The following is a 26,227-nucleotide window of genomic DNA, read 5'->3' on the forward strand; positions in this document are numbered from 1 at the left end:
ACTCGGGACGTCGGCGGGTCGTCGGCGGCTGGGAACGCGGGCAGGGTCACGCCCTCAGCCTGGCCCGTGGCCAGGCCCCGGGACATCCGGGACGGCCCCCCGGGCTTCCCCCATGCCACCCACTAGTGGCGACTGGCGGCGGCCTGCACCCGCCGCCGGCGCTGCTCGACGTGTACGGCCCCGGCTACCCGGACCACCAGCGGTCCCCGGCGCCCCCGCGCCCACACGGTGAGCGCGAGGCAGCACAGCGCCGCTCCGGTGATCGTGATCGCGGTCCAGCCGCCGACGGCCCACAGCGTGGTCGCGGCGGCGGAGCCGACGGCGGCGCCGACGAAGTTGCCGGCGGCCAGCGCCGTGTTGAGTCGGCTGCGGGCCTCGTCGGAGAGGGCGAACAGTCGCGCCCGGTTGAGCAGCGCCTGGGTCTGGAGGGCCACGTCGATCATGACGACCGCGACGACGAGCAGGACCACGGAACGGCCGGTGAACGCCGCGACGACGAAGGCGCCGAGTGCCAACGCCCAGGCGACGCCGGTGGCCGGGAGCGACCGGCCACGGTCGTGCAACCGGCCGCCGCGCAGTCCGGCGAGGACACCGGCGAGGCCGGCCAGCCCGAACAACCCGATCACCGGCGCCGGATACCGGAACGGCGGGCCGCTGAGCAGGAACGTCAGCGCCGTCCAGAACAGCGAGAACGTGGCGAAGCCGGTGGCGGCCAGGACCAGCGTCCACCGGACCGCCCGCTCCCGCACGACCACCGCGCCGACCGAGGCGACGAGCCGGGGGTACGCCATGCGCGTCCGCGGTGCCAGCGGTGGGATCGCGCGGTGGAGCAGGACCGCGAGCAGGACCGCGACGACGGCGGCGACGACGAAGAGCGCCCGCCAGCCGGCGGTGTCGGCGACCAGGCCGCCGACCGTACGGGAGGCGAGGATGCCGGTGAGGTCCCGGAGCCGACGACGCCGACGACGCGGCCACGGTGGGCGTCACCGGCGAGGTCCCCGGCCAGCGGGGTGAGGATCTGACCGGAGATCGTGGTCACGCCGAGCACACCGAGGGCGGCGAGGAGCACCCCGGTCGACGGCGCCCACGCGCAGAGCAGCAGCGCGGCGGCCGAGGCGGTCAGCATCAGCGGGACGAACCGGCGGCGGTCGAGGACGTCGCCGAGCGGCACGAGCAGCAGCACGCCGGCGGCGTACCCGATCTGTGTCGCGGTGACCAGCCAGCCGGCCGCCGCGGTGGCGGTCCCCAGGTCGCCCGCGATGAGGCCGAGCAGCGGCTGGGTCCAGTAGAGGTTGCCGATCGCCGCGCCGGCCGTCACCGCGAACAGGAACGTCAGCCGGCGGCTCATCGTCGCCGGTGGCGTGCCGGGGGCAGCGGTCACCTCACCACGGTAGGGCGCGCCGGGGGCGAGGGGTGTCAGGAGATCGACGGGGGCCAGCGGTGGGCGCGCCACTGCCGCCACGTCGCGAATCCGGCCGGCGGGTCGCCGACGGGTTCACTGCCGTCGAGTTCACCGGCCGTCGGGATCTCGATGACGGCCGCCCACCCGGCGAGTTCCTCGTCGGACATCGGCCAGGTCGTGTGCGGCGCCTCGGCCTGCCGCCGGTCGACCCGCCTGCGCTGCTCGGCGGCGGTGACGGCGAAGTAGCGCAGCTCCACCGCCGCGCCGACGTCGGTCGCGGCCTGCCGGAGGGCGGACCGCTCGTCCCGGCTCCACAGGCCGAAGTCGATCACGACGTTGGTGCCGAGTTCGAGGGCGCGCAGCCCGACCTGGATGAGCCGTCCCTCGATCACGTCCTGCGCGGAGGGCGGGTTCTCCGGCCCGTAGAGCGCCTTCACCCACTCGTCCTTGGTGAGGCGAAGCGCCTGCTGCTCGACCTCGATGCGGCGAGCGGCGGTGGTCTTCCCCGTGCACGGAAGTCCCACGGTCAGGAACAGTGTGGGTCGCCTCATCATCGCCGCCGATTGTTGGGTAACGATCAGGGTAGTGTTCGGACAGCCGACCGGCCGGGTGGAGGAGCAGACGTGAGCGACTGGAACGACAAGATCATCGCTGAGTTCCGGGCCAACGGCGGCCGGGTGGGCGGCCAGTTCGCCGGCGCGCCGCTGCTGCTGTTGCACACCGTCGGCGCCCGCAGCGGCGAGCCCCGGGTCCACCCGATGATGTACCAGGAGCTGGACGGCGGCTACGCGGTGTTCGCGTCCAAGGCCGGTGCGCCCACCAATCCCGACTGGTACCACAACCTGCTCGCCCACCCGAAGGTCACGGCGGAGATCGGCACGGACACCGTCGACCTGGTCGCCCGGGTCGCCGACGGCGACGAGCGGGAGCGCATCTGGGACGCGCAGAAGGCGGCGTACCCGGGCTTCGCCGACTACGAGCGGAAGACGAGCCGGCAGATCCCGGTCGTCGTGCTGGAGCCCGCGCCGTAGTGCGGTACGTGTCCAGAGCGCCGCGACCGCAGCTGGACGAGCTGATCGACGACGTCTACTTCCTGGACGGCTCGCCGCCGTACGCCTGCTCGAGGCGGAGCTGATGCGACGGCTGCGCGAGGCGGACGGCGTGGCGCTGGTCCGCCGGACGAGCAGCGTCATCGCGGACACCGGCGGGGCGGTGGCGATCGGCGACCTGACCGTAGCGGCCGGGGTGAGCAGCACCCATCTGGCGCAGCGGTTCAAGCAGCTCGTCGGCGTCACGCCGAAGCGGCTGGCCCGAACCTACCGCTTCGCCGCCACGGTGTTCGCGATCGACCCCGCCGGGCCGGTCGACTGGGCCGACCTCGCCGCCCGCGCCGGCTACTTCGACCAGGCCCACTTCGGCCACGACTTCCGGGCGTTCACCGGGCTCACACCGACCCGCTACGTCGACGTCCGGCGACGCTTCCTGCGCGAACATCCCGGTCACGTGCTGGACGGCTGGCCGCTGCCGATCGATTGATTTCCTACAAGAGCCGCCGGTCGCGGCCCGCTACCTTGGGGGCATTCCAGGCAGAGGAGAACCCGTGGGCGCGGTGGTCATGTACAGCTCGGTGTCGGTGGACGGCTTCGTCGCGGACGAGAACGACCAGCCCGGACCGCTGTTCGACTGGTTGTCCGGCGGTGACGTCCCGTTGGACGACAGCGGCGCGTTGACGGTGTCGCAGACGTCCTACGACTACACGCGGCCGTACTGGGACGAGATCGGCGTGACGGTCGTCGGCCGCCACGTCTTCGACCTGACCGACGGCTGGGACGGCAAGCCGCCGGGCGGGGTGGCGCACGTGGTCGTCGTGACGCACCGGCCGGCGCCCGAGGGCTGGGACCGCGAGGCGCCGTTCCACTTCGTCAACGGCGTCGAGGCGGCCGTGGCCAGGGCGCAGCAGCTCGCGGGCGACCGGGTGGTCGAGGTCGCCGCCGGCGACGTCGGCGGCCAGGTGTTCGCCGCCGGCCTGGTCGACGAGGTACGGATGGACGTGGTACCCGTCGTGTTCGGGTCCGGCAAGCGCTACTTCGGGTCGGTGGACGCGCAGCACCTGCTGGCTGATCCGGACGTGGTGATCCGCGGCAACCGGGTGTTGCACCTGCGCTACCGCGTACGCCGCTGACGGCGGAGTCGTCGGGCGTCAGCGCGCCCGGGTCTCCCAGGCCGGCCGCTGCGGCTCGTCGTTGTGCACGACGACGTCGGCGCGCTCGCCCGGGCGGGCCGTGGCGGCGTAGAGCTGCTGGGCGGGCAGGTACCGCTCCCGCCAGCGCCGCTCGATCTCGGCCCGCGACGACACCCGGCCCTCCCGGACCATGGCACGAGCCACGAGCCGGTCGAGCGTGACCGACACGAGGACGCACAGGTCCCACCGGTCGACCAGTTCCGGGCGCAGGAGGAAGACGCCGTCGAAGACCAGCACCGCGTCGACCGGGGCCGTCGAGGTCGCGGCATCCTCGTGGACCGCGTGCCGGAAGCGTCGGTCCCCGCCCGGGCCGAGCGGATCGAGCAGCACCCGGTTCAGCGCCCCGTGGTCGTGGGCGTCGAGGTAGCAGCCCTCCGCCGAGAACTCCCCCCGCCGGTAGCGCCGCTCCCGGGGGACGAGGAAGTCGTCGACCGTCGCCCGGACGACGTGCCGGCCCCGCGCGCGCAGGACACCGGCCAACTCGTCGGCGAGCGTGGTCTTGCCGGCGGCGGGCGGCCCGTCGACGGCCACCCGCGTCGGATGCCCGGCGCTCACCCCTTCGACCGCGTCGGCCAGGTGGCGGAGCAGATCGTCGCGGGTGCCGTACGCCATGCCGTCACTCCCCCGTGAGCGCGAGGCTCAGTTGCGCGCCGAGCTGCCGGAAGCCCAGCGCCCGGGCCACCCGGCGCGACGGCTCCGGCCGGGCCCGCCACTGCGGCAGCAGTCCGTTGGTCAACGCGTCCGCGACCGCCGCCGAGGCCACGGCACACGCCAGCCCGCGCCCACGCCGGTCCGCCCGGGTGAGCACGCACAGGTGGGCCACCCGCCCCGGCCACCGCCGGTAGCCGGCCGCAGCCACGACCTGATCCCCGTGGCGAACCACGAACGCCCGGGAGGTGACGTCGGCCAACCCGCACTCGTCGGCGTCGTCCGCCGGGACGGACGCCAGCAGCGCGGTGAGGTCGGCAGCTTCCCCCGGAACCACTCCCACCTCGTCGGACGTCGCCGGCCGGAACCGGTTCTCGTCGACGTAGGCCAGGCTCGCCGGTCCGAGCACCCCGGCCACCGGCAGGAGAGCCCGCAGCCGGCCGGCGTCGGTCAGCTCCGCGACGGGCAGCCGCCGCAGCGCCTCGCGCACCGTCCCCACCAGACCATCCGACGGTACGGTGACGACGGCGGCATCGCCCAACCGCATGATCCCGACCCAGCCCGGCGGGCAGAGCAGTGACCCGGCCGAGGCGGCCACCTCGACGCCACCCGCCGCAGGAAAGGCCATCGGCGTGCCGGCCAGGCCGAGCCACGCCGCCCGTGCGCGAGCGAGCAACGGATCAGCGGCCATGAACGCATCCTCACGCCCGGCCCGGCAGTCCCGCCAGTCCTTTCACCGCAGCCAGCCCAGGAATCGGCGGTGCAACGCCCCGGCCGGCGCCCAGCTCAGGTCCGCCGTCGCCCGCGCCAACTGCGCCCCCAGGTACAACGCCAACGAGATCGGCGCGCCCTCGTACTCCACCAGCAGTTCCCGCCGCCGGGTCGCGCACGGCCACGGTCCCCCGCACGCGTCGCACGTCCAGACCGGCAGCACCGGCCCGTGCCCGCTCACCCCCACCCCCGACACTGGTACGCGGTCAAGAGCGACCGATCCCCCACACGGATGCCGTCTTCCCGCCTGCCGTTCATCGGCGTTCACCCGGCAGCCACTGCGACCGCCCGATGGGCACCCGGTGGCGAACCCGGCAGGGCAGGTCAGCACCGCACCGGCACACCCACCGCCACTTCCGCCACGACCAGGCCGGCCGGTGGCGGCGTACGAGCGTCCGCGCGATGGCGAGCAGGTAGTCCTCGTACGGCACGAAGCGCCGACGCGGCAGGGCAGGTGCCGCGCTGCTGGTCGCGAACGTCCCGTCCGTCGGCGCCGGTGGGACGCTCTGAGGCTGGCCCGATCCGGCCAGGTCGAGGATTCTCCTCTTGGCCGCCTCCCACTCCGCAGCCTGGATCTGCTGACCGCTGCGGCTTCCGGTCCGACTTCGCCGACCGCCCATGCCCACCTCCGTCTGCTGAGGAGGATGAGGCTTCCGCCTCACCCACAGCGGACGTTAGGAGCGGAGGGTGGGGACACAATTACCCCTGGTTATGGGGCGAGGGTGAGCCCGAGACGTCCGGCCAGCAGGCGAAGGTCGTTGGGCAGAGCGCGGCGCTTGGCCCGCTGGGCCATCGCGACAACCGCATCCTGCGCGAGCGGATTGAGCGAGAACGGCACCGGCGCGGCCTGCTCCGCGCGGATGAACGCCGCGAGCGCCTCGGCATCCCGGCGACCAGAATCGGCCAGCGCGCGCCCGAGGTCGAGCCAGTACGACATCTGCCGGATCGAGGCGGCGAGAACCTGAGGACGCACCGTTCGGGACAGCTCAATCACCCGGCCGGGCTCGCCCGACTCACCGGCGATCGACATCTCCCACAACGCCACGTTGGTTGGCCCGAACCCGCAGCCGTTGAACCCCATCCCGTCCTGGGGATCTCCCAACGTCGCGGCCTCCCGAGCCGCCTCGGTCAGGTGGTCGCGCGCCAGATCAGGCCGTCCGCTCACCGTTGACGCCAGAGCGGCCGAGAGGTGCAACTGGCCCAGCATCTGCCGAACCCGTTCATCGAAGGCGACGGAGTGGAGTTCCGCCAGAGAGCGGTCGGCTGCCCGGGCCGCCAGGGACGCCGACTCGATGGGCAGGCTCTGCGCGTACGCGAAGCGGGACGCGCCCAGCCACGCCGGATCCTCGGTGTCCTCGGCTGCCGCCACCGCGACCCGGGCCGCGTTCAGCGCCAGGTGCCGGTACCCGAGGTGCCGCAGGCAGGCCGACGCCTGGTACGCCACCTGCGCGAGCGCGGTCCCGCCCGCCGCGGCAGCCTCCAGCAGGAGGCCCGGCAGCATCTGAGCCATAGCCGGGAAGTTCGAGCGATGACGAAGCTGCTCGCTGCGCCCGACGTCAGCGGCCAGTTCCCGTGCCGTGCGCGTGGCCGGCCGCCGCTCGCCGTCCTCGATCTCGATGAGCGCGGACCAGATCGCCGGCACGCACTCGGCGGCGCGCTCGCGGGCCGGGTCACCGGTCTCGGCGCCCTGACCGAGCAGATCCGCGACCGTCACCTGCAACGCGGCGGCGACCGAAACCAACGTGGACCGCCGGTCGATCGTCTTGCGGCCGGACTCGACCTGGGAGATGTAGGACTGACTGACTCCGGCCAGCCCGGCGAGGACGGCCTGACTCATCCCGCCACGGCGCATCCGCCAGTAACGAATCCGGGCGCCGATCGTGTCGGTCTTCCTGGCCATACTCGTCCGCCTCCACGATCCACAATCGGTAGTCCTCGGCGGGGAGGGAGATGGCTCTCGGCTCACAGGGCTCAGAACCAGCTCTCCCGCATGTCCAGCGTGGTTCGGTCCAGGCTCTCCAGCAGGTCGAACTGCGGCCCGACCTTCGGCAGCTCCCACCGGTAGAAGTAGCGCGCCGCCGCCCGCTTCCCGGCGGCGAACCCCTCCTCCAGGGACCCGGACGCCTCCACCGCCAGCACCTGCTCCAGCCACAGCCAGGCGACCACCACGTGCCCGACCGCCTCCAGGTAGACCGACGCGTTCGCCAGCGCCAGCTCCGGATCGCCGGTCGCCCACAGCCGCCGGGTCACCACCGCGATCCGGTCCACCGCCGCCGCGAGCGGCCCGGCCAGCTCGGTGGCGGACCCGTCCGCCTTCCAGGCCCGGTCGATCGTGGCGCGCATCGTCTCCGTCAGCAGCTCCAGCGCCGCCCCGTCGCGCATGGTGACCTTGCGGCCGAGCAGGTCGAGCGCCTGGATGCCGTGGGTGCCCTCGTGGATGGGGTTGAGGCGGTTGTCCCGCCAGTGCTGCTCGACGTCGTAGTCGCGGGTGTAGCCGTAGCCGCCGTGCACCTGGATGGCCAGGTCGTTGGCGGCCAGGCACCACTGCGACGGCCAGCTCTTGGCGATCGGGGTGAGCAGGTCCAGCAGCAGGTGCGCGCGCTCCCGGTCGGCCTCGGTGGGCGCGGTCTTCTCCTCGTCGAGCAGCCGTCCGCAGTAGAGCACCAGCGCGAGCGCGCCCTCCACCCAGCTCTTCTGGGCCAGCAGCATCCGACGTACGTCGGGGTGGGCGACGATCGGCACCTGCGGCGTGGTGGGGTCCTTGTCGGCGAGCGGGCGGCCCTGCGGGCGCTGCCGGGCGTACGCGACGGACTTCAGGTAGCCGGTGTAGCCGAGCGCGGTGGCGCCGGCGCCGATGCCGATGCGCGCCTCGTTCATCATGTGGAACATCAGCGCCAGCCCCTGGTGCGGCTGCCCCACGAGCTGGCCGACCGCGCCGGCCCGCCCGTACGGGCGGTGCACGCCCTCGCCGAAGTTGAGCAGCGTGTTGGTGGTGCCCCGGTAGCCGAGCTTGTGGTTGAGCCCGACCAGCACCACGTCGTTGCGCGGGCCGAGCGCGCCGTCGTCGCCGAGCAGCACCTTCGGCACGACGAACAGGGACAGGCCCTTCACGCCGGGCGGCCCGCCGGGGATGCGGGCCAGCACCAGGTGGACGATGTTCTCGGCCAGCTCGTGGTCACCCGCGGAGATCCACATCTTGGTGCCGGTGATCCGGTAGGTGCCGTCGTCCTGCGGTTCGGCGCGGGTGGTGAGGTCGGCCAGCGAGCTGCCGGCCTGCGGCTCGGACAGGCACATGGTGCCGAAGAACCGGCCCTCGACCATCGGCCGGACCCAGGTGTCGACCTGCTCGGCGCTGCCGTGGGCGAGCAGCAGGTTGGCGTTGCCGAGGGTGAGGAACGGGTACGCCGAGGTGCCCACGTTGGCGGCCTGGAACCAGGCGAACGCGGCGGCGGCCACTGCGTGCGGGAGCTGCATGCCGCCGACCGACTCGTCCAGGGTGGCGGCGAACAGACCGGTGTCGGCGAACGCGTCCAGCGCCGCCTTGACCTGCGGGAGGGTGCGCACCCGTCCGCCGTCGACGGTGGGCTCGCTCGTGTCGGCGGCCCGATTGTGCGGGGCGAAGCGCTCGGCGGCGACCCGGGCGGCGAGGTCGAGCACCGCGTCGAACGTCTCCCGGGAGTGCTCGGCGTAGCGGGGCCGCTCGGTCAGCCGGCTCACGTCCAGCCAGTCGTGCAGCAGGAACGCCAGGTCGCGACGGGAGAGCAACAGTTCGGACGACGACAACGCGGGCCCCTTCCTCCTCAGCCGCGGCGCAACCCGGCGACGGCCTCCCGCAGATCATCCTGGCTGATCGGGGCCGGCGGCGCACCCTCCGCGGCCTCGCGCAGCGCCTTGGCGAGTTGCACCCGGCGCAGCGACTCGCGGAGGTCCGCGCCGGTGAGCCCGGCGGTGTCTGCGGTCAGGGCGGCCGGGTCCACGTCGTCGGCGAACATCCGGAAACCGGGGCGTTCGTGCCGCTCGATCAGCTCCCGGATCATCTTGCCGAGGATCTCCGCGCGGCCGGTGTCGTCCGGGGCGGGGATGGCGATCTTCAGGTCGAAACGGCCGGAGCGGATCAGCGAGGCGTCGACGCGCTGCGGGAAGTTGGTGGTGGCCACCACGATGACGTCCGGGTTCTCCTCGAACAGCGTGTTCATCTCCTGCTTGAAGATGCCGGCGACCGCGTTGACGGCCTGGCTGGCCGCGTCGCCACCGGCCCCGGCGTAGCTGATGATCGAGTCGAACTCGTCGAAGAGCATCACGGTGGGCCGGCGGTAGCGGCGGGCGTCGCGGAAGATGCGCTTGATGTTGCGCTCGGAGCCGCCGAGGTACTTGTCCAGGATCTCCGGGGTGCGGATCTCCACGAAGTCCGCGCCGACCTCGTTGGCGAGCGCCCGGGCCAGCATGGTCTTGCCGGTGCCCGGCGGCCCGTACATCAGGATGCCCTGCGGCCGGCGCGCGCCCCAGCGGGCCATCGCCTGCGGATGCCGGAACGACACCGCCACCTCGCGGAACCGGGCGACCACGTCGGCCAGGCCGCCGACCTGGTCGAGGGTCACCGTCTCGCTGCGCGGCGCGGCCACCGCCACCGGCCGCCGCCCCACCAGGTACGTCCGCCCGCGCAGCACGGTCGGCTCGACGCTGTCGCCGGTCAGTTCGCGGACCGCCTGGAACAGCAGGCCGAGCACGGCGCGCAGGTGCTCCGGCCCCACCTCGGCGCTCGGCACGTCGACGCGGATGCGTACCGTGCCGTTCTCCTGCTCGACGCGGGGTCGCACGCCGGCGGCCTCGGCGGCGGCCAGCACCGCCCGGCCGGCCGGGTCACGCGGCGGCGTGGCGAGGGCGGTGCCGGCGGGCCGCAGCCCGAGCCGGCGGCTCGCCTCGGCCGCGGCCCGGCCCACCGCGGCGGCGGCCGGGCCGTCGCCGGCGCGCGCGGCGAGCCGCTCGGCGAGCAGCAGGCCGACCGGGCCGGCCAACCCGAGCGCGAGCAGGCCCGCCGGCGCGGCCTCCACCCGCAGGTACGCCTCGAAGCGGTGCACCGGCCGCCCGTCGTCGGTGTCGGCGCGCACGGTGCAGCGCACCTCCCGCACCGGGGCGGGGAAATTCGCGCCGGCCAGCAACTCCACCGGCCCGTCCACGGCTGCGGCGAGCAGCCCGACCGGGTCGGTGACGTGCACCTCGGCGCCGAGCAACGACACCGTCTCCTCGTCCGGCCGCACCTCGTACCCGGTCATGGGCCCTCTTCCCTCGCGCGACGTCTGCCCCGAGTCTGGCACCGGCCGGCCCGGGCGGCCACCGCTCAGGCCGCGTCGGTGAGCAGGCCGTCGACCAGCTCGCGGGGCAGCCCGTGGGTGTCGTGCAGCCAGTGGTAGTCACGTTCGGTCAGCGGACCCCGCGCGCGGACCCGGTCGACCAGCGGCCGGCCGCGCCGCAACAGCTCGCGGAACCGGCGCTCCTCGTCGCCCAGCACCTCCCGCAGCGGGCCGGGGTCGACCGGCCGGCGGAACCGGCGCAGCGTGTCCGGGTACCCGCCGGGCGGCAACTCCGCCAGGCTGCGCGTCTCGTCGTCGCGCCACAGCACGGTCAACGCCCGGCGCACCAGCCGGCGCAGCACGTAGCCGCGGCCGGTGTTGCCCGGCCGTACCCCGTCGGCGAGCACGACCACCGCGGAGCGCAGGTGGTCCGCGACCACCCGCCGGTCGGTCTCGGGCAGGTCCCACCGCTCGCGGACCGCGTCCACCCACGGGCGCAGCCCGTCGCCGGTGAACACCGACGTCTCTCCGCGCAGCACCATCTCCAGCCGTTCCAGGCCCATCCCGGTGTCGATGCTGGACAGCGGCAACGGCGTGAGCCGGCCGTCGGGGTGGCGGTGGTAGCGCATCTGCACGTGGTTCCACACCTCGACCCAGCGATCGTCGCCGCTCGGGGTGCCGGTGGGCGGCCCGTCACCGGTCCACACGAAGATCTCCGAGTCCGGCCCGCACGGGCCGGTCGGCCCGTTGGACCACCAGTTGTCCTCGCCGAGCGCCTCCACCGGCACGCCGAGCGCGGTCCACGTCTCGCGCGCCGTCTCGTCCGGGCCGAGGTGGTCGTCGCCGCCGAACACCGTCGCGTGCAGCCTCTCCGGCGGAATGCGGTAGCCGTCGGTGAGCAGCTCGAAGCCCCAGCGCAGGCTGGTCACGATGTCGTAGTCGCCGAGCGACCAGGAGCCGAGCATCTGGAACACGGTCAGATGGGTACGGTCGCCGACCTCGTCCAGGTCGGTGGTGCGCAGGCACCGCTGCACGTTGACCAGGCGGCGTCCACCCGGATGCGGGCGCCCCAGCAGGTACGGCGTGAGCGGGTGCATGCCGGACGTGGTGAACAGCACCGGGTCGCCGGGCGGCGGCACCAGGGAACTCTCCGGCGCGTCGGAGTGGCCGAGGCGGTGGTAGTGGTCCTCGAAGGTACGGATGATCTCGTCGGGTGTCATGGCGGGTGCCTTCCGGGTACGGGCGTCCGGACGGTCCGCCGAAAGGTGGCGTGACACGACGACGCCGACGGACCGTTTCCGGTCGCCGGCGTGGGGATGGGGCAGGTCAGGCGGCGGCAACCGGCGAGCAAGAAGCTCGCGCGGTTGCGGCGGTCATCAGTCGCCTGCTCTGCATGCCCTCAACGCTAACCCACCCTCTCCCCCACGCCCACCCCTTTCCCCGCCCTGCCGCCGGCCCTGCCCAGCCCGCCCGGCCCGACCCAGCCCGCCCGGCCCCGGCCCGCCCGGCCCCCGCCCGGCCCCTGCCCTGCCCTGCCCTGCCCTGCCCTGCCCTGCCCTGCCCTGCCCTGCCCTGCCCTGCCCTGCCCTGCCCTGCCCTGCCCTGCCCTGCCCTGCCCTGCCCTGCCCAATCGATCATGAAGTTAGCAGTTTCTGGTGCCCGATTTGTCGCCGTCAACTTCATGGTCAACGTCGATGCCGAGCGCCTTGGCGCGACGAGTGGAACGTCATGGGTGCCAACCAGCCCCGCAGACACCCATGACGTTCCAGCCGGCTGGAAGCCGGGGTCACGCCGAGCGCAGGTCGGGAGCATGCGACCCGGTTCCTCATGTCGCGCCGGGCGACCCCGGTTCCGCCACCACGTCGTCGATCTTGGAGTTGTGGCGCCTGACATGCGGCATTCATGGCTCTTGCGAGGTGCCACAAGTCCAAGATCGCGGGGCGGGGCGGGGCGGGGCGGGGCAGGACGGGGCGGGCGGGGCCGGCAGGGGCAGGGCGGGGTGGGCGGGGCAGGACGGGGCGCAGGGGCCGGCAGGGGCAGGGCGGGGTGGGCGGGGGTGAGGGCGGGTGGGCTGGTCAGGGGTGGGAGTGGGGGCGGGGCTGGGGGTCAGGAGGTGGCGGTAGAGGGCGTTGAGGCGCTCGGCCTGGGACTCCCAGGTCCAGGTGGGCAGGGGTGAGTCGGGCGCCTGGTACGCGGCGCGGTAGCGGGCCGGATCGGCGAGCACCGCCCGGACGGCGCGGGCCAGGTCGGCGGCGTCCCGGGCCCGGAACACCTCACCCTGGCCGGTGGCCCGGACCGTGTCGGCCATGGTGCGGACGTCGCTGACCACGATCGGCAGGCGCGCGTGCGCGTACTCGAAGAACTTGGTGATCAGCGCGATCTCGTGGTTGGGCCAGTGGTGCAGCGGGATGAGCCCGACGTCGGCGCCGCCGAGGAACGCGACGAGCTGCCGGTGCGGCACGTACGGCACGACGTGCACCCGCTCGGCCACGCCGCACCGGGCGGCGCGGGCGACGACCTGGCGGACGTACCGGGCGGACGGGTCGGCGACGACCAGGGCCAGGTGTACGCCGGGCAGCCGGGGCAGCGCGTCGACCACGGTGTCCACGCCCCGCTGCACGGCCATCGCCCCGCTGTAGACCAGCAGCGGGGTGTCGGCGGCCACGCCGCAGCGGGCGCGCAGGTCGGGCGCCGGCTCGCCGGCCGGCTCGTTCCCGGCGACCGGCGCGTTGAGCACGACGGTGGGTCGCTCGGGCAGGTCGTGGTCGCGGACCAGCAGGTCGGCGAGCGTGTCGGAGACGGTGACGACCGCGTCGGCGTGGCCCACGTACTCGCGGACGTAGCCCAGGTGGGCGGGCAGCCACCGGGCGTCGTCGCGGCGGGGCCGGGCGCCGGGAAGCCACTCGTGGGCGTCCCAGACCAGCTTCACGGAGCGTCCCCGGGCACGGGCGCGTTCGACCGCGCGGGCGGCCACGCCCAGCATCCGGAAGTCGTGCGCGTGGATCAGGTCGGGGTCCAGCTCGTCCAGGATCGGGCCGGCGACCCGCTCGTAGTCCCAGAGCCCCGGCTCCAGCCGACGCCAGGCCCGGTCGCCGAGTCGTGCCTGCCAGTAGCGGACCTGGGCGTGCTCCACCGGTCGGCGGGCCAGCCGGGCGGCCCGCAACGGCAGCCCGCCGTGCGCCACCAGCCGCCCCCGCAGGCCGGCTGCGGCCGTGCCCGCGTGGTGCGGGGCGCGCACCTCGGCGGCCACGGTGGGGGGCGGGTCCAGCGGCAGCACGCGTACGTCGGCGTCGCCGAGCTGCCAGCGGCGCCCGGTGTCGGTGCGGGCGCAGCCGAGGAGGGTGACGTGCCAGCCGGCGTCGGCGGCGGACCGGGCGGCCTTCTGCACCCGCGAGTCACCCTCGACCGCGTTGTCGACGAGCATCACCACCCGCCGGCCGGCGCCCGGCGGCGGCGCGGCGTCCCGCTGCATCGGCATGGCGCGAGTGTACGGGGACACAGGGCTGGCCCGACGACCGCAAAAAGCGGTCTGAGCTGCGAAGACACCGACTATGCGGGTGCCGGTGGGGGGAAGTTCACCGGCCGTGCACGTGCCGGTCAGGCGGCAGCGGTGGGGACCAGCGGGGCGGGGGCGACCGGCTGGCGGCGGTCGCGCCGGTTGGGCAGCGACAGGCGGATGACCTTCCACCAGGCGGAGGCGACCTGCTTGGGCAGCGGGCCGGTGGTGTAGCGCAGGCCGTACCTGTCGAACAGCGCCCGCACCTGCGGGGCGATCTCCTGGTAGCGGTTGCTCGGCAGGTCGGGGAAGAGGTGGTGCTCGATCTGGAACGACAGGTTGCCGGTCATGATGTGCAGCAGGCGGGGGCCGCTGATGTTGGCCGAGCCGAGCATCTGCCGCAGGTACCACTCGCCGCGCGTCTCGCCCTCGATGGAGGTCTTCTCGAACGTCTCCACGCCGCTCGGGAAGTGCCCGCACATGATCACCGAGTGGCTCCACACGTTGCGGATCAGGTTGGCGGTGAACGTGGCGGCGAGCGTGGACAGGAACGAGGGGCCGGAGAGCAGCGGGTGGACCACGTAGTCCTTGAGCACCTGCTTGCGGATCTTGCGGCCGACCGCCTTCGCCTTGGCCCGGAACTTCGGGTCCTTCAGCCGCTTCTGCTTGAGGTGGTCGCCCAGCTCCATGTCGTACGCGGCGATGCCGTACTCGAAGAACGCGGCGTTGAGCAGGTTCCACACCGGCTGGCCCAGGTGCATCGGGTGCCACGGCTGGTCCTCGTCGACGCGCATGATGCCGTACCCGAGGTCGTTGTCCTTGCCGACGACGTTGGTGAAGCGGTGGTGCAGCTCGTTGTGCGACTGCTTCCACTGGTCGGCCGGGGAGACGTGGTCCCAGTCCCAGGTGGTGGAGTGGATCTTCGGGTCACGCATCCAGTCCCACTGGCCGTGCAGGACGTTGTGCCCGATCTCCATGTTGTCGAGGATCTTGGCGATCGACAGGCCGGCCGTGCCGACGATCCAGGCCGGCGGGAACAGCGAGAACAGCAGCACCGCGCGACTGCTGATCTCCAGCGTCCGCTGGGTCTTGATCACCTTGCGGATGTAGCGGGCGTCCCGCTCCCCCCGGTCGGCGAGGACCCGGTCCCGGATCGCATCCAGCTCCTTGCCGATGATTTCGATGTCCTCGGCGCTCAGGTGGGCGATCGGGTTGTCGGCCTTCTTCTGGATCACGGTCACGTCGGTGGCTCCTCAGAGTTCGATGTCGCAGGTACCGGCGGCCGCCGACACGCAGGTCTGGATCCGTACGCCGTCGCCCGGCACCGCCATGGTGACGTCGCCGTTGCGCAGGTCGCGCACGGCGCCCTGGCGCAGCGGCACGACGCAGCCGTAACAGATCCCCATCCGGCAGCCCGAGGGCATGAGCACCCCCGCGTTCTCCCCCGCGTCGAGCAGGGTGGTGGCGCCGTCGGCCTCGACGGTCACCCCCGCCCCGGTGAAGGTCACCGTGCCGCCGTCGCCCGGCGTGATCACGGTCGGTCGGAACCGTTCGGTGTGCAGCTTCTCCGCGCACCCGCGCCGCGCCCAGTGCGCCTCGGCGGCGTCGAGCAGACCCAGCGGCCCGCAGGCCCAGGTGTGCCGCTGCGCGTGGTCGGGTACGAGGTCGTCCAGCTCGGCCACGTCGAGCAGGCCGGAGGTGTCGGTGTGCCGCTCGACCAGGCGTACCGCGCCGCGTTCGGCCAGCGCCCGCAGCTCGGCACCGAAGATGACGTCGTCGCGGGTGGGCGCCGAGTGCACCAGCACCACGTCGGCCCGGTCGGTGAGGCCGGCGCGCAGCATCCCCATGACCGGGGTGATGCCGCTGCCGGCGGTGAGGAACAGGACCCGCTCGGGCGTGGCCGTGGGCAGCACGAAGTCGCCCTGCGCCTGATCGAGCTGGACGATCGTGCCGGGCCGGATCCGGCGGACCAGGTGGTTGCTGACCTTGCCGTCGGGGATCGCCTTCACGGTCACGGAGATCCGGCCGTCCGCCGCGCCGGGCACCGAAGTGACCGAGTACGCGCGCCACTGCCGCACCCCGTCGACGTCCACGCCGAGGCGCACGTACTGCCCCGGCAGGTGCCCCTGCCAGCCGCGACCGGGCTGGATCACCAGCGTCGCCGCGTCCCGGGTCTCCGGGCGGACGGCGACGATCCGGCCGCGCAGCGGCGCACCGGCCCGCAGCGGCGCGACCAGGTCGAGGTAGTCGCCCGGCAGCAGCGGGGTGGTGACCGTGCCGGCCAGCCGCAGCAGCCTGTCCCGGAAGGAGACCTTCTGGGAGCGGCGGGGCGCAGTTGTGGTCATATGACCAGCGTGGCTGCGGGATCGCATAACATCTTGACCGGCAAAGGTGAAACGGCCACAGGTTTTTGTTCGGAGGGAACAAGATGACGCAGGGGACCGGGACCGGGCCGCGCGCCGCCCATCTCGATCTCGACGCCGAGGTGGCGGCGATGCTGCGCGGCCGGCTGCCGATGGTCGCCGAGCGGACGGTCACCGCGATCACCGCCGAGGTGCCGGACTACTCCGGCGCGCTCACCGGCACCATGCGCGAGAAGATCGAGAACGCGGTACGCATCGCGCTCGGCACGTTCCTCCAGCTCATCGAGGGTACCCAGGCGTTCGACCCGAGCACTCCGCTGGCCCCGGCGCTGGAGGCCGCGTACGCGCTGGGCAGCGGCGAGGCGCGCGCCGGGCGGAGCATGGACGCGCTGCTGGCCGCGTACCGGGTGGGCGCCCGGGTGGCCTGGCGGGAGGTGTCCACCACCACCGTGCGCAGCGGGCTGGCCGCCGAGACGGTGGCCGAGTTCGCCGAGCTGATGTTCGCCTACATCGACGAGTTGTCCGCGGCCAGCGTGGCCGGGCACGCCGACGAGCTGGTCAGCGCCGGCCGGGTACGCCGCCGGGACCTGGAACGGCTCACCCGGCAGTTGCTGGCCGGCGAGCCGGAGGAGTCGTTGCGGCGCAGCGCGGAGCGGGCCGACTGGCCGCCGCCGCAGACGCTGACCGTGGTGCTGCTGCCCCGCCGGCACCTGCGCGCGGTGCTCGCTCTGCTCGGCCCGCAGACGCTGGAGAGCGGCGAGGACCTGCCCGGGATGCGCCCGGCCGAGGAGATGGTGGTGCTGCTGGTGCCGGACGCGCACGGCGGCCGGCGCCGGCAACTGGTCCGGCTGCTGCACGGCCACCGGGCGGTGCTCGGCCCGGCCCGCCCCTGGCACCGGGTCGCCACCTCCTACCAGCGGGCCGCGAGGGCCCTCGCGCTCGGCCTCGGCGAGGCGGACGCCGGGCCGGTCGACACCGAGCGGCACCTCGCCGCGCTGCTGCTCAGCATGGACCCGGAGGCGCTGGCCGACCTGCGTACCCAGGCCCTGGCCCCGCTCGCCGCGCTGCCGCCGGCCACCGCGCACCGCCTCGCCGAGACGCTGCGGTCGTGGCTGCTGCACCAGGGACGCCGCGACGACGTGGCGGCGGACCTGTTCGTGCACCCGCAGACCGTCCGCTACCGGATGGGCAAGCTGCGGGAGCTGTTCGGCGACCGCCTGCACGACCCCGCCACGGTCCTCGACCTGACCATCGCCCTCGCCGTTCCCCCGGAGCAAGGCGGGGCCCCCGCTTAACGCTCCCGGTAAAGCAGGGGCCCCCGCTTAACCACCCGGGCCACCCGGGCCACCCGGGCCACCCGGGTCGCAGGGCTCGGGTGGACCGGGTCCTCCGGCCCTGTGCCCTCGCGCCGGCAGCGGGCAGCCTCGGAAGGGGGACGAGCAACGAGGAGGCGCCGCCATGGACCGGTCATCGACCCGCACGCAGCAGAATCCGGCGGTACGGGTGCTGGAGGCGGCCGCCCGGCAATCCCTGCACGCCCCCTCGGTGTTCAACACCCAGCCGTGGCGGTGGCGCGTCGACGCGGACACGCTGGAGCTGCGCGCCGACCCGGACCGGCAACTCGCGCACACCGACCCGGACGGCCGGCTGCTGATCCTGAGCTGCGGCGCGGCCCTGCACCACGCCCGGGTGTCGCTCGCCGCCGCCGGCTGGGCGGTCACCGTCGAGCGGCTGCCCGACCCGGCCGACCCGACGCTGCTGGCGCGACTGCGCGCCACCGGCCCGACCGCGCTGGACGTGGCGGCGCTGCGGCTGGTCGAGGCGATCCCGCGCCGCCGTACCGACCGACGCGCGTACGGCGACCGGCCGGTCCCCGAGTGGGTGCTGACCCGGCTCACCGACGCCGTCGAGGCGCAGGGCGCGCACCTGCACGTGGTCCGCCCGGACCAGATGCCGATGCTGGCCGTGTCCACCGGTCGCGCCGCAGACGCGGAGCTGGCCGACCCGGCGTACCGGGAGGAGCTGCGCCGGTGGACGAACCGCCCGGCGGGCAGCGGCGACGGCGTGCCCACGACCACCGCGGTCCGGCCGGCGCCCCGGCGCGTCCCGCTGCGCGACCACGCACCCGGCGGGGCGGCCGGGCTGACCGCCGGCGCGGACTTCGACCGCGGCGCGGCGTACCTGATCCTGTTCGGCGACCGGGACGAGCCGCGGGCCTGGCTGCGCGGCGGCGAGGCACTGTCGGCGCTGCTGCTCACCGCGACCGCCGAGGGGTTGGCCGGCGCGCCGCTCAGCGATGCGATCGAGCTGGCCTGGCCGCGCCGGATGATGCGTGACCTGCTCGCCGGCATCGGCGACCCCTACCTGGTGGTGCGGGTCGGCTGGGGGCCGGACGAGGATCTGCCGCCGGCGCCACGCCGCACGCCGGCCGACGTCATCGAGGTGGTCACGCCGGGGTGAACATCCGCCCGGACGCCGCTGCCCCGGCGCTAGCCTGGGTGGGTGTTCGCGTTCGACCCGGCCGACGCGTTCGTGGTCTTCGGCGACCAGGACTCCGGGTGCGTCTCCTACGGTGTGCGGGCGGCGGGCCGGCGCTGGTTCGTCAAGCGGGCCCGGACACCGCAGGCGCGGGCCTCGCTCACCCGGGTCCTCGGCCTGCATGCCGCCGTCCGGCACCCGGGCATCGTCCGGCCGGAACTGGTGCGCGACGGCACCGACGGGCCCACGCTGGTGTACCCGTGGTGCGACGGCACCGTGCTCAATCACGCCACCGTGCACGGCTCGGACCGCACCGGCCTGGCCCGCTTCCAGCGCCTCCCGGTCGCCGAGGTGCGCGCGGCCCTGGCGGTGATCCTCGACGCCCACCTGGCCGTCAGCGCGGCTGGCTACGTCGCGGTGGACCTGTACGACGGATGCTTCCTCTACGACTTCGACGCGCGCCGGATGCGGCTGATCGACCTGGACGAGTACCGGCCGGGCCCGTTCGTCCTGGACTCCGAGCGGTTGCCCGGTTCCCGCCGCTACCTCTCGCCGGAGGAGCTGACCCGGGGCGCGGTGATCGACGAGCGCACGACCGTCCACGCGGTGGGCCGCACGCTGCACCACCTGCTCGACGGGCCGTCGGGCTGGCGCGGCGGCGACCGCGCCGCGGCGGTCGTGGAGCGGGCCACCCGGGCCGACCCGGGCGCGCGGTACGCGTCCGTGCCCGAGCTGGTCAAGGCCTGGCGGAACGCCTGACGGCCGGTCGCCGCGCCGCCCGCCGGCGCGCCGGTCTCCGCCGGTCGGCCGACGACCCCGGTCCGGTGACGCTCGGTGAGGAAGGGTACGCCGCCGGAGCGGTCACGTGGGGTGACGGACGTCCGCCTGCATGTCAACGGCGCGCGTTCGATGCAAAGCCTCCCTGACCAGGCATTGCCCGGGAATACGTCGTTCCGGCAGGGTGCGGCGCTCGCTGCCTTTGCTCTGCAGCCATCCGCGCAGCGGTGGCCGTGCGTCACCGATGCGTCCGCGGCTGCAGAGCAAAGGCAGTGGGGCGAGGGGTCGTCGGCCCGCCCTCCCGCTCACAATCCGTCACCGACCGACGAGGGTCGACGCGGGCCGGCCGGGGCCGACGGGCCGCGCGCCCGAGGGGCGGGGAGGTGCGACGACAAGAGCGGCGGCACGAGCGGGTGCGGCGGGACGAGCCGACCGGCGCGGCACGCACCACGAGGGACAGTTCCTTATTGTCCACTGTCACTGTCAGCAACCATTCTTCGAGATGTTGACGGTGGCGATCCGGAGGACAATCATGATGGTCACTGGATCCACCGCATGCCAATGTCGGATCTGGTGGCATTTCCCACCCCTCGACGGGATCGCGCCGGGACCGCGAGATTCCGCCGGGCAATCGTGCCCGGCGCGCGCCCGGTAAATCCTATCGATCGGATAGGAATTGCCACCGCTCGCCCGAGGAGTCCGCCGGTGAACGGGAACAACGACGCTCCCGCCCCGAGTCGGCCGAGGCCGGCTTCGCACGGCGCTGAGCTGGAAAGACAGCTCGCCCTGCACGGCGGACGGCCGGTCCGGCGCACGCCGTGGCCCACCTACGACAAAGGCGCGGTATTCGTACACGCCGAGGACGAGGACGCCGCAATTCGGGCCATCCGCAGTCATCTCTACTTCCGATACGACCACCGGCCGCAGAACGAGACCGAATGCGGCCGATTCGAGGACGAACTGTGCCGCTATTTCGGCACCCGGCACGCTCTCGCGGTTTCCAGCGGCACCGCCGCGCTCGCCCTCGCCCTGATGGGCGCCGGAGTGCCGGCCGGCTCATTGGTCGCCTGCCCCGGATTCACTTTTGTCGCCACGCCGAGCGCCATTGTGCTGGCCGGCTGCCGGCCATTCCTGGTCGAGGTCGACGACGACCTGCGGATGGACCTCGACGACCTGCGCCGGCGGTGGCGGCCCGACATCCGCGCGGTCATGGTGGTGCACATGCGCGGGTTCGCCGCCGACGTCGAGGCGCTCGCCGCCTTCGCCGCCGAGATGGGCGTGCCGCTGATCGAGGACGCCGTACCGGCGCTCGGCGCGGAACTCAACGGCCGCAAGCTCGGCACGTTCGGGGCGGCCGGGGCGTTCAGCACCCAGTCCGACAAGGCGCTCAACTGCGGTGAGGGCGGCTTCCTGGTCACCGATGACAGCACGCTCTTCGCCCGGGCGGTCGCGCTGTCCGGGGCGTACGAGGGGCGGCTGCGGCGGCACTTCCCGGCGGGCGAGCCGACGCTCACCGGCCTGGACCTGCCCCTGCTCAGCCTGCGGATGGACGAGATCCGGGCCGCCCTGCTGCGGGCCGAGCTGACCCGGCTGCCGCAGCGGCTGGCGCTGTTCCACCGCAACTACGCGCACGTCTCCCGGGCCCTGGCCGACGTGCCCGGCATCGTGGCGCGGCGGCCGGTCGCGCCCGGGGCGTACCTCGGGGAGGCGTTCCTGTTCCGCGTGCCCGGCGGCGACGCGGGGTGGTTCACCCGGGCGCTGCGGGCGGAGGGGATCGACGCGCGCAACATCGGCGCGGACGACGACCTCAACGTCCGGGCGTTCTGGAACTGGCGCTTCCTCTACGACAGCGCCGACCCCGGGGAGGTCCGGGCGATGCTGCCGCGCACCGCGCGGCTGCTCACCGAGACCGTCGACGTGCCGCTGTCGTCCAACCTCACCCCGGACGACTGCGACGACCTGGTCCGCGCGGTCCGCAAGGTGGCCGACGCCCGCGACGCCGCGCTGGCGCGGCCGTGAGCGGCGCGGCCACCGAGGAGCAGCCGCTGCCCCGGCTCGCGCTGGTCGGGCTGCTCGGCGGATTGTTCGCCGGCTACCTCGGGCTGACCGCGGTCATCCCGGTGCTGCCCGGGTTCCTGCGGGAGCGGCACGGCGCGGGCGACCTCACCGTCGGCGTCGTGGTCACCGTGACCGCGGTGACCGCGTTGCTGGTCCGGCCGGTCGCGGGGGCGCTCGCCGACCGGTACGGCCACCGCACCGTGATGCTGACCGGGGCGCTGGTGGTGGCCGCCGGCGGGCTGCTGTACCTGGCGCCGCTGGGTGTGCCGGCGCTGGTGGCGGTCCGGCTGCTGCTCGGCGCCGGTGAGGCGGCCCTGTTCACCGCCGGTGCGGTGTGGATCGTCCAGCTCGCCCCGCACCACCGGCGCGGCCAGCTCATCGGCCTGTACGGGGTGAGCATGTGGGGCGGCATCTCCGCCGGCACGTTCCTCGGTGCGACCGTGCAGCAGGCCGGGTACCCGGCGGTGTGGGTGCTCAGCGCGGCCGCCCCGGCCGTCGGCGCGGCGCTCGTCGCGCTGGTGCCGGCGCCACCGCGTACCGCGCCGGCGGCGAAGGGCGGCGGGCTGCTGCTGCGCCCCGCGCTGCTGCCCGGCGTGGCGCTGACGTTCGGCGCCGCCGGGTACGCCGGACTGGCCGCGTTCGTGGTGCTGCACCTGGACGAGCGCGGGATCGGCCACGGCGTGGTGGTGCTGAGCTGCTTCAGCGCGGTCTACGCCGGCACCCGGCTGGTCATCGGGCACCTGCCCGACCGGCTCGGCCCGCGCCGGGTGGCCACCTGGTGCGGGGTCGGCGAGGCGGTCGGGCTGCTGGTCATCGCGGTCGCGCCGAACCTGCCGGTCGCGGTGGCCGGCGCGGTGGTGATGGGCGTCGGGTTCTCGCTACTGCACCCGTCGCTGGCGCTGATGGTGATGAACCGCACCGACCCGGCGCGGCAGGGCGCAGCGATCGGGGCGTACACCTCGTTCTGGGATCTCGGGCTGGCGGTGTGGGGGCCGGCGACCGGCCTGGTCGCCGCCGGGTTCGGCTACCCGGCGGTGTTCGTGGCCGGCGCGGCCGGCGCGATCGTGGCCGCCGCCATGGCGCTGCGCATCGGCAAGCCGGTCGCCGTCGGGCAGCCCGTGGAGGTTCGCGCGTGAATGCTCCCGTGACCGTGCTCAGCGTCACCGGGTGGTGTCGCAACGGCAGCACCATCATCGGCAACGTCCTCGGTGAGGCGCCCGGCGTGGTGCACGTCGGCGAACTGCACTTCCTGTGGAAGAACTCCACCGGCCGTGGGGTCAACGACAGGTGCGGCTGCGGGGCGGCGCTGACCGCCTGTCCGCTGTGGTCGGCGGTGCTGCCGGTCGGCCGACCGGCCGGGACGTCCCCGGACGCGCACGCCGCCGAGGTGATCCGGCGGCAACGCGCCGGGCTGCGGACCCGGCACACCTGGCGGGTGCTGCGCCGGGGCGCGTACGACGCGGACACCCGCGCGCACGCCGACCTGCTCGGCGCGGTCTACCGGGAGATCGCCGCGCGCACCGGCGCCCGGGTCATCGTGGACAGCACCAAGATTCCCGGCGAGTCGGCGTTGCTGCCGCACGTGCCCGGCGTCGAGCCGTACTGGCTGCACCTGGTGCGCGACCCGCGCGCGGTGGCGCACTCCTGGCGGGAGCCGAAGGACTACGTGTACGCCATGTCGGCGGCGCGCAGCACCGCGTACTGGCACGGGTTCAACCTGGCCTCGGCGGCGATCAACCGCCGGCACCCCGACCGGTCGACGTTCCTGCGCTACGAGGACTTCACCGCCGACCCGGCGGGCACGGTGGACGCCCTGCTGCGGCTCGTCGGCGCGGACCCGGGCGGCAACCCGGTCCGCGACCGGACCGTCGAGCTGCGCGGCAACCACACGGTGACCGGCAACCCGGACCGGTTCCGCACCGGCGCGACGGTCATCCGGGACACCGACGACGGGTGGCGACGGACGCTGACCGGCCGGCAGCGCCTCGCCGTGGCGGCGCTGGCCTGGCCGCAGTCCACCCGCTACGGCTACCGGTCCGGCCGGCCGGCCGGGACCACCGGCGCGGCGACCCGCGTCGGCGAGACGGGAGGGTGACGGACGTGGATCTGGGGCTCAAGGGTCGGGTGGCGCTGGTCGCCGGCGGCACCAGCGGCATCGGGCTGGCCTGCGCGAAGGAGTTCGCCGCCGAGGGCGCGCACGTGGCGGTCTGCGGGCGCGACCCGGACCGCCTCGCCGCCGCCGTTCGGGAGCTGGGCGCGGTGGCGACCGGGCGGGTCAGCGCGACCGGCGTGGACCTCACCGACACCGACGCCGCCGCCCGCTGGGTCGACGACGCCGCCATCGACCTCGGCGGCGTGGACGTGCTGCTGGCCAGCGGCGGCAGCCCGCCGATCGGCACCGCCACCGGCTTCGACACCGACGACTACCGGGCGGCCGTCGACCGGGTGCTGCTGCCCGCGGTCGCGCTGTCGCTGGCCGCGGTGCCGCACATGCGCGCCGCGGGCCGGGGCCGGCTGCTGCTGGTCGCGTCCGAGACCGCCTGCGTGCCGATCGGCCCGCTGGTGCTGTCCGGGGTGACCCGGGCCGCGCTGGTCCGCTTCGCCCAGGGGCTCGCGGTGGACGTGGGCCGGGACGGGATCACCGTGAACGTGCTCGCGCCCGGCGGGGTGCGTACCCCGCCGATGGAACGCGCGGCGGCCCGGCTGGCCGGCGACGACGGCGACGTGGAGGCCCGGCTGGCCGCGATGGGCCATCACAGCGCCGTCGGCCGGCTGGCCCGCCCCGAGGAGGTGGCCGCGCTGGCCGCGTTCCTGGCCAGCGAGCGGGCGTCGTACGTGACCGCCGGCGTGCACCTGATCGACGGCGGCGCCGCCGCCACCGGCCCCGACCTGCCGCACCTGACCGGGGTCCGCAAGGACACCTACGCCTGAGTCCACCCGACCGCCGCACAAGGGAGTGCCCATGTCCACGACCAGCCAGTTCACCGAGCGCGACGTCTCCGAGTTCTTCGACCAGACCACGCAGACGTACCTCAGCTTCTGGGACAGCGAGGGCGTGCTGCACACCGGCTACTTCGCCGGCGACGACGACGCCGACTACCACGCGGCGGCGGACCGGACCTCGGACATCCTCGCCGACGACGCCGGGATCGACGCGTCGTCGCGGGTGCTCGACGTCGGGTGCGGCTGCGGCAACTTCCTGCTGCGGCTGGCCGCGCGCACCGGGTGCCGGGGCGAAGGGCTGGACCTGAGCATCGAGCGGATCCGGTTCGCCGAGCAGCGGCGCGCCGAGCGTGGCGCCGGGCTGGACGTGACGTTCCGGCACGGTTCGGCCACCGCCCTGCCGTACGCCGACGGCACGTTCACGCACGTGGTCAGCCAGGACGCGCTGTTCCTGGTGCCCGAGAAGCCGCGTAGCCACGCCGAGATGTTCCGGGTGCTCGCCCCGGGCGGGGTGCTGGCCGTCTCCGACTTCCTCCAGCCGACCGAGCGGATCGGCGAGGCGGCCCGCCGACACGTCTACGACCGGGTGCGGTGGAACGGCGGCTACTCGCTGGACGGCTACCGCGAGGCGTTGATCGAGGCCGGGTTCGTGGACGTGGTGGCGCGCAGCCTCGACGCGCACATCCGCCAGACGTACCGGGTGCTGGGCCGCACCGCCCGCGAACGCGCCGCGGCCACGACCGATGAGGCGGCGCGGACCTGGATCGGGAACTTCGCCGACTCCTGCGACGAGATCCAGGCGGCCATCGACCGGGGCGAGTTCGGCTGGGGCATGTTCGTCGCCCGCAAGCCGGCCTGAGGAAGGGACACCAGATGCCGCAACCCGTAGACACCGTGAAGCGGACCATCGCCGAGGTGGTCGCCGCGCGCAAGACGCAGATGTCGCCCGGCGGGCTGTTCGTCGAGGCGTTCGCCAAGGACGGCTTCGACACCAGCGTCGACTACGACGTCACGATCACCGACTCGCTGACCAGTTCCCGCCGCAAGCCCCGCTACCCGTCGCGGAACGTGCTGAAGGTGGTCAACCTGTCGGAGGACCCGCAGGAGTTCTACTGGCACGAGAGCCCGCCCCGCGAGGGGGACCCGGCGGTCGACGGCGCCGACCTGCGCCGGGAGGCGGCCAACCACTTCCACCGCTCCCCCATCCCGCCGCTGCTCACCACCACCGCGTGGGTGCAGGTGCCGGACACCCTCTGGGAGGACCCGGTCAGTTTCGCCCAGTTCGTCGACTACCGGCTGGTGGTGCGGCTGGCCACCGCCGAGAACCACACCATCCTGCGCGGCGAGGGCGGGCTGCTGGGCATGCCGGACCTGGGTCGGCTCACCGACCCGGGGCCGTTCGGCTCGACCATCCTGTCCGCCTGCAACGAGGTCGAGCAGATGGGCAGCACCGCCGACGGGCTGATCATCAACCCGGCCGACTACTACCGGCTGCTCGGCAGCGGCTCGCTGATGCGCGACGTGGAGGACAACGGCGTCTTCATCGTGCGTACCCGCCTGGTCGACCCGGGCACCGCGATCGTCGGCGACTTCGGCCACGGCGCGCTGCTGTTCGACGCCGGCCGGTCCCGGATCGGCTTCGCCGAACCGCCGCCGGGCACGTTCGCCGAGCCGGGGGTGGCGTTGCGCGCCGAGATCTGGGAGCGGGTCGTGGTGAACCTGCCCACCTGCTTCTTCGTCGTCACGCTCTGACCGGCG

The 26,227-nt window shown here is 74.1% G+C and carries 25 protein-coding genes and 1 pseudogene; 12 read left to right on the plus strand and 14 right to left on the minus strand.

Going from position 1 to position 26,227, the window contains the following annotated elements:
* Nucleotides 1-122 precede the first annotated feature (122 nt).
* The 3 genes and pseudogenes from H1D33_RS12135 to H1D33_RS12145 all read right to left on the minus strand — a co-directional run bounded on the left by H1D33_RS12135 (nt 123) and on the right by H1D33_RS12145 (nt 1,956).
* Nucleotides 123-932, minus strand: coding sequence for an MFS transporter (locus tag H1D33_RS12135; protein ID WP_307755425.1), 810 nt, complete (start codon nt 930-932; stop codon nt 123-125).
* 65 nt (nt 933-997) lie between these two features.
* Nucleotides 998-1,348 (minus strand): annotated as a pseudogene (locus H1D33_RS12140) (MFS transporter); the annotation flags it as partial.
* Between the two features lie 68 nt (nt 1,349-1,416).
* Complete coding sequence (locus tag H1D33_RS12145) at nt 1,417-1,956, minus strand: P-loop nucleotide/nucleoside kinase family protein (protein ID WP_181567964.1); 540 nt, start codon at nt 1,954-1,956, stop codon at nt 1,417-1,419.
* A 69-nt stretch (nt 1,957-2,025) separates the two neighbouring features.
* On the opposite strand from H1D33_RS12145, the gene H1D33_RS12150 reads away from it, so the two are divergent.
* From H1D33_RS12150 to H1D33_RS12160, 3 genes are all read left to right on the plus strand, one after another.
* A complete protein-coding gene (locus H1D33_RS12150) occupies nt 2,026-2,433 on the plus strand; it encodes a nitroreductase family deazaflavin-dependent oxidoreductase (protein ID WP_181567963.1) in 408 nt (135 codons plus the stop codon).
* 103 nt (nt 2,434-2,536) lie between these two features.
* Nucleotides 2,537-2,938, plus strand: a complete 402-nt coding sequence (locus tag H1D33_RS12155; protein WP_246411422.1) for a helix-turn-helix domain-containing protein — start codon at nt 2,537-2,539, stop codon at nt 2,936-2,938.
* Between the two features lie 64 nt (nt 2,939-3,002).
* On the plus strand, nt 3,003-3,584 hold the full coding sequence (locus tag H1D33_RS12160) for a dihydrofolate reductase family protein (protein WP_181567962.1): 582 nt from the start codon (nt 3,003-3,005) through the stop codon (nt 3,582-3,584).
* 18 nt (nt 3,585-3,602) lie between these two features.
* Here H1D33_RS12160 and H1D33_RS12165 read toward each other — a convergent pair whose 3' ends face one another.
* The 11 genes from H1D33_RS12165 to H1D33_RS12215 form a co-directional block, all read right to left on the minus strand.
* Entirely contained in the window at nt 3,603-4,256 is a 654-nt protein-coding gene (locus H1D33_RS12165; RefSeq protein WP_181567961.1) for an AAA family ATPase, read from the minus strand.
* Between the two features lie 4 nt (nt 4,257-4,260).
* A complete protein-coding gene (locus H1D33_RS12170; protein ID WP_181567960.1) occupies nt 4,261-4,983 on the minus strand; it encodes a GNAT family N-acetyltransferase in 723 nt (240 codons plus the stop codon).
* A 42-nt stretch (nt 4,984-5,025) separates the two neighbouring features.
* The gene (locus tag H1D33_RS12175; RefSeq protein WP_181567959.1) at nt 5,026-5,244 is read right to left on the minus strand and encodes a hypothetical protein; all 219 of its coding nucleotides are present in this window, start codon (nt 5,242-5,244) and stop codon (nt 5,026-5,028) included.
* 73 nt (nt 5,245-5,317) lie between these two features.
* Nucleotides 5,318-5,683, minus strand: a complete 366-nt coding sequence (locus tag H1D33_RS12180; protein ID WP_307755399.1) for a hypothetical protein — start codon at nt 5,681-5,683, stop codon at nt 5,318-5,320.
* A gap of 89 nt (nt 5,684-5,772) precedes the next feature.
* Entirely contained in the window at nt 5,773-6,963 is a 1,191-nt protein-coding gene (locus H1D33_RS12185; RefSeq protein WP_181567958.1) for a helix-turn-helix domain-containing protein, read from the minus strand.
* A gap of 71 nt (nt 6,964-7,034) precedes the next feature.
* A complete protein-coding gene (locus tag H1D33_RS12190; RefSeq protein ID WP_181567957.1) occupies nt 7,035-8,846 on the minus strand; it encodes an acyl-CoA dehydrogenase in 1,812 nt (603 codons plus the stop codon).
* 17 nt (nt 8,847-8,863) lie between these two features.
* The gene (locus H1D33_RS12195; protein ID WP_181567956.1) at nt 8,864-10,336 is read right to left on the minus strand and encodes an ATP-binding protein; all 1,473 of its coding nucleotides are present in this window, start codon (nt 10,334-10,336) and stop codon (nt 8,864-8,866) included.
* A 65-nt stretch (nt 10,337-10,401) separates the two neighbouring features.
* Nucleotides 10,402-11,574: an alanine--tRNA ligase-related protein gene (locus tag H1D33_RS12200; protein WP_181567955.1), complete on the minus strand. Its 1,173-nt coding sequence runs from the start codon at nt 11,572-11,574 to the stop codon at nt 10,402-10,404.
* 680 nt (nt 11,575-12,254) lie between these two features.
* A complete protein-coding gene (locus H1D33_RS12205; protein WP_307755426.1) occupies nt 12,255-13,778 on the minus strand; it encodes a glycosyltransferase family 4 protein in 1,524 nt (507 codons plus the stop codon).
* Nucleotides 13,779-13,951: 173 nt separating this feature from the next.
* Nucleotides 13,952-15,091: a fatty acid desaturase family protein gene (locus tag H1D33_RS12210; RefSeq protein ID WP_181567954.1), complete on the minus strand. Its 1,140-nt coding sequence runs from the start codon at nt 15,089-15,091 to the stop codon at nt 13,952-13,954.
* Nucleotides 15,092-15,103: 12 nt separating this feature from the next.
* Nucleotides 15,104-16,195, minus strand: coding sequence for a ferredoxin reductase (locus tag H1D33_RS12215; protein ID WP_181567953.1), 1,092 nt, complete (start codon nt 16,193-16,195; stop codon nt 15,104-15,106).
* An 83-nt stretch (nt 16,196-16,278) separates the two neighbouring features.
* Between H1D33_RS12215 and H1D33_RS12220 the strand changes: the two genes are divergently transcribed.
* The 9 genes from H1D33_RS12220 to H1D33_RS12260 all read left to right on the plus strand — a co-directional run bounded on the left by H1D33_RS12220 (nt 16,279) and on the right by H1D33_RS12260 (nt 26,221).
* Complete coding sequence (locus H1D33_RS12220; protein ID WP_181567952.1) at nt 16,279-17,508, plus strand: PucR family transcriptional regulator; 1,230 nt, start codon at nt 16,279-16,281, stop codon at nt 17,506-17,508.
* Nucleotides 17,509-17,671: 163 nt separating this feature from the next.
* Nucleotides 17,672-18,673 carry an Acg family FMN-binding oxidoreductase gene (locus H1D33_RS12225; RefSeq protein WP_181567951.1) on the plus strand — a complete coding sequence of 334 codons (1,002 nt, stop codon included), beginning with the start codon at nt 17,672-17,674 and terminating at the stop codon, nt 18,671-18,673.
* Nucleotides 18,674-18,715: 42 nt separating this feature from the next.
* Nucleotides 18,716-19,450 carry a protein kinase family protein gene (locus H1D33_RS12230; RefSeq protein WP_181567950.1) on the plus strand — a complete coding sequence of 245 codons (735 nt, stop codon included), beginning with the start codon at nt 18,716-18,718 and terminating at the stop codon, nt 19,448-19,450.
* 723 nt (nt 19,451-20,173) lie between these two features.
* Entirely contained in the window at nt 20,174-21,487 is a 1,314-nt protein-coding gene (locus H1D33_RS12235; protein ID WP_181567949.1) for a DegT/DnrJ/EryC1/StrS family aminotransferase, read from the plus strand.
* Nucleotides 21,484-22,662, plus strand: a complete 1,179-nt coding sequence (locus H1D33_RS12240; RefSeq protein WP_181567948.1) for an MFS transporter — start codon at nt 21,484-21,486, stop codon at nt 22,660-22,662. Before H1D33_RS12235 ends, H1D33_RS12240 begins: the two co-directional genes overlap by 4 nt.
* The gene (locus H1D33_RS12245; RefSeq protein WP_181567947.1) at nt 22,659-23,621 is read left to right on the plus strand and encodes a sulfotransferase; all 963 of its coding nucleotides are present in this window, start codon (nt 22,659-22,661) and stop codon (nt 23,619-23,621) included. Before H1D33_RS12240 ends, H1D33_RS12245 begins: the two co-directional genes overlap by 4 nt.
* 5 nt (nt 23,622-23,626) lie before the next feature.
* The gene (locus H1D33_RS12250; RefSeq protein WP_181567946.1) at nt 23,627-24,457 is read left to right on the plus strand and encodes an SDR family NAD(P)-dependent oxidoreductase; all 831 of its coding nucleotides are present in this window, start codon (nt 23,627-23,629) and stop codon (nt 24,455-24,457) included.
* A gap of 31 nt (nt 24,458-24,488) precedes the next feature.
* Nucleotides 24,489-25,328 (plus strand): class I SAM-dependent methyltransferase, encoded by an 840-nt coding sequence (locus tag H1D33_RS12255; protein WP_181567945.1) that lies wholly within the window; start codon nt 24,489-24,491, stop codon nt 25,326-25,328.
* Between the two features lie 14 nt (nt 25,329-25,342).
* Nucleotides 25,343-26,221: a family 3 encapsulin nanocompartment shell protein gene (locus H1D33_RS12260; RefSeq protein WP_181567944.1), complete on the plus strand. Its 879-nt coding sequence runs from the start codon at nt 25,343-25,345 to the stop codon at nt 26,219-26,221.
* Nucleotides 26,222-26,227: the final 6 nt, after the last annotated feature.

Origin of the sequence: Micromonospora ferruginea (assembly GCF_013694245.2) — a bacterium.
GTDB lineage: Bacteria > Actinomycetota > Actinomycetes > Mycobacteriales > Micromonosporaceae > Micromonospora > Micromonospora robiginosa.

Coding starts and splice junctions, on each gene's coding strand:
- H1D33_RS12145 (WP_181567964.1), bottom strand. CDS start 1,956: ATGATGAGGCGACCCACACTGTTCCTGACCGTGGGACTTCCGTGCACG.
- H1D33_RS12155 (WP_246411422.1), top strand. CDS start 2,537: ATGCGACGGCTGCGCGAGGCGGACGGCGTGGCGCTGGTCCGCCGGACG.
- H1D33_RS12165 (WP_181567961.1), bottom strand. CDS start 4,256: ATGGCGTACGGCACCCGCGACGATCTGCTCCGCCACCTGGCCGACGCG.
- H1D33_RS12170 (WP_181567960.1), bottom strand. CDS start 4,983: ATGGCCGCTGATCCGTTGCTCGCTCGCGCACGGGCGGCGTGGCTCGGC.
- H1D33_RS12180 (WP_307755399.1), bottom strand. CDS start 5,683: ATGGGCGGTCGGCGAAGTCGGACCGGAAGCCGCAGCGGTCAGCAGATC.
- H1D33_RS12185 (WP_181567958.1), bottom strand. CDS start 6,963: ATGGCCAGGAAGACCGACACGATCGGCGCCCGGATTCGTTACTGGCGG.
- H1D33_RS12195 (WP_181567956.1), bottom strand. CDS start 10,336: ATGACCGGGTACGAGGTGCGGCCGGACGAGGAGACGGTGTCGTTGCTC.
- H1D33_RS12200 (WP_181567955.1), bottom strand. CDS start 11,574: ATGACACCCGACGAGATCATCCGTACCTTCGAGGACCACTACCACCGC.
- H1D33_RS12205 (WP_307755426.1), bottom strand. CDS start 13,778: ATGCTCGTCGACAACGCGGTCGAGGGTGACTCGCGGGTGCAGAAGGCC.
- H1D33_RS12215 (WP_181567953.1), bottom strand. CDS start 16,195: ATGACCACAACTGCGCCCCGCCGCTCCCAGAAGGTCTCCTTCCGGGAC.
- H1D33_RS12220 (WP_181567952.1), top strand. CDS start 16,279: ATGACGCAGGGGACCGGGACCGGGCCGCGCGCCGCCCATCTCGATCTC.
- H1D33_RS12225 (WP_181567951.1), top strand. CDS start 17,672: ATGGACCGGTCATCGACCCGCACGCAGCAGAATCCGGCGGTACGGGTG.
- H1D33_RS12255 (WP_181567945.1), top strand. CDS start 24,489: ATGTCCACGACCAGCCAGTTCACCGAGCGCGACGTCTCCGAGTTCTTC.
- H1D33_RS12260 (WP_181567944.1), top strand. CDS start 25,343: ATGCCGCAACCCGTAGACACCGTGAAGCGGACCATCGCCGAGGTGGTC.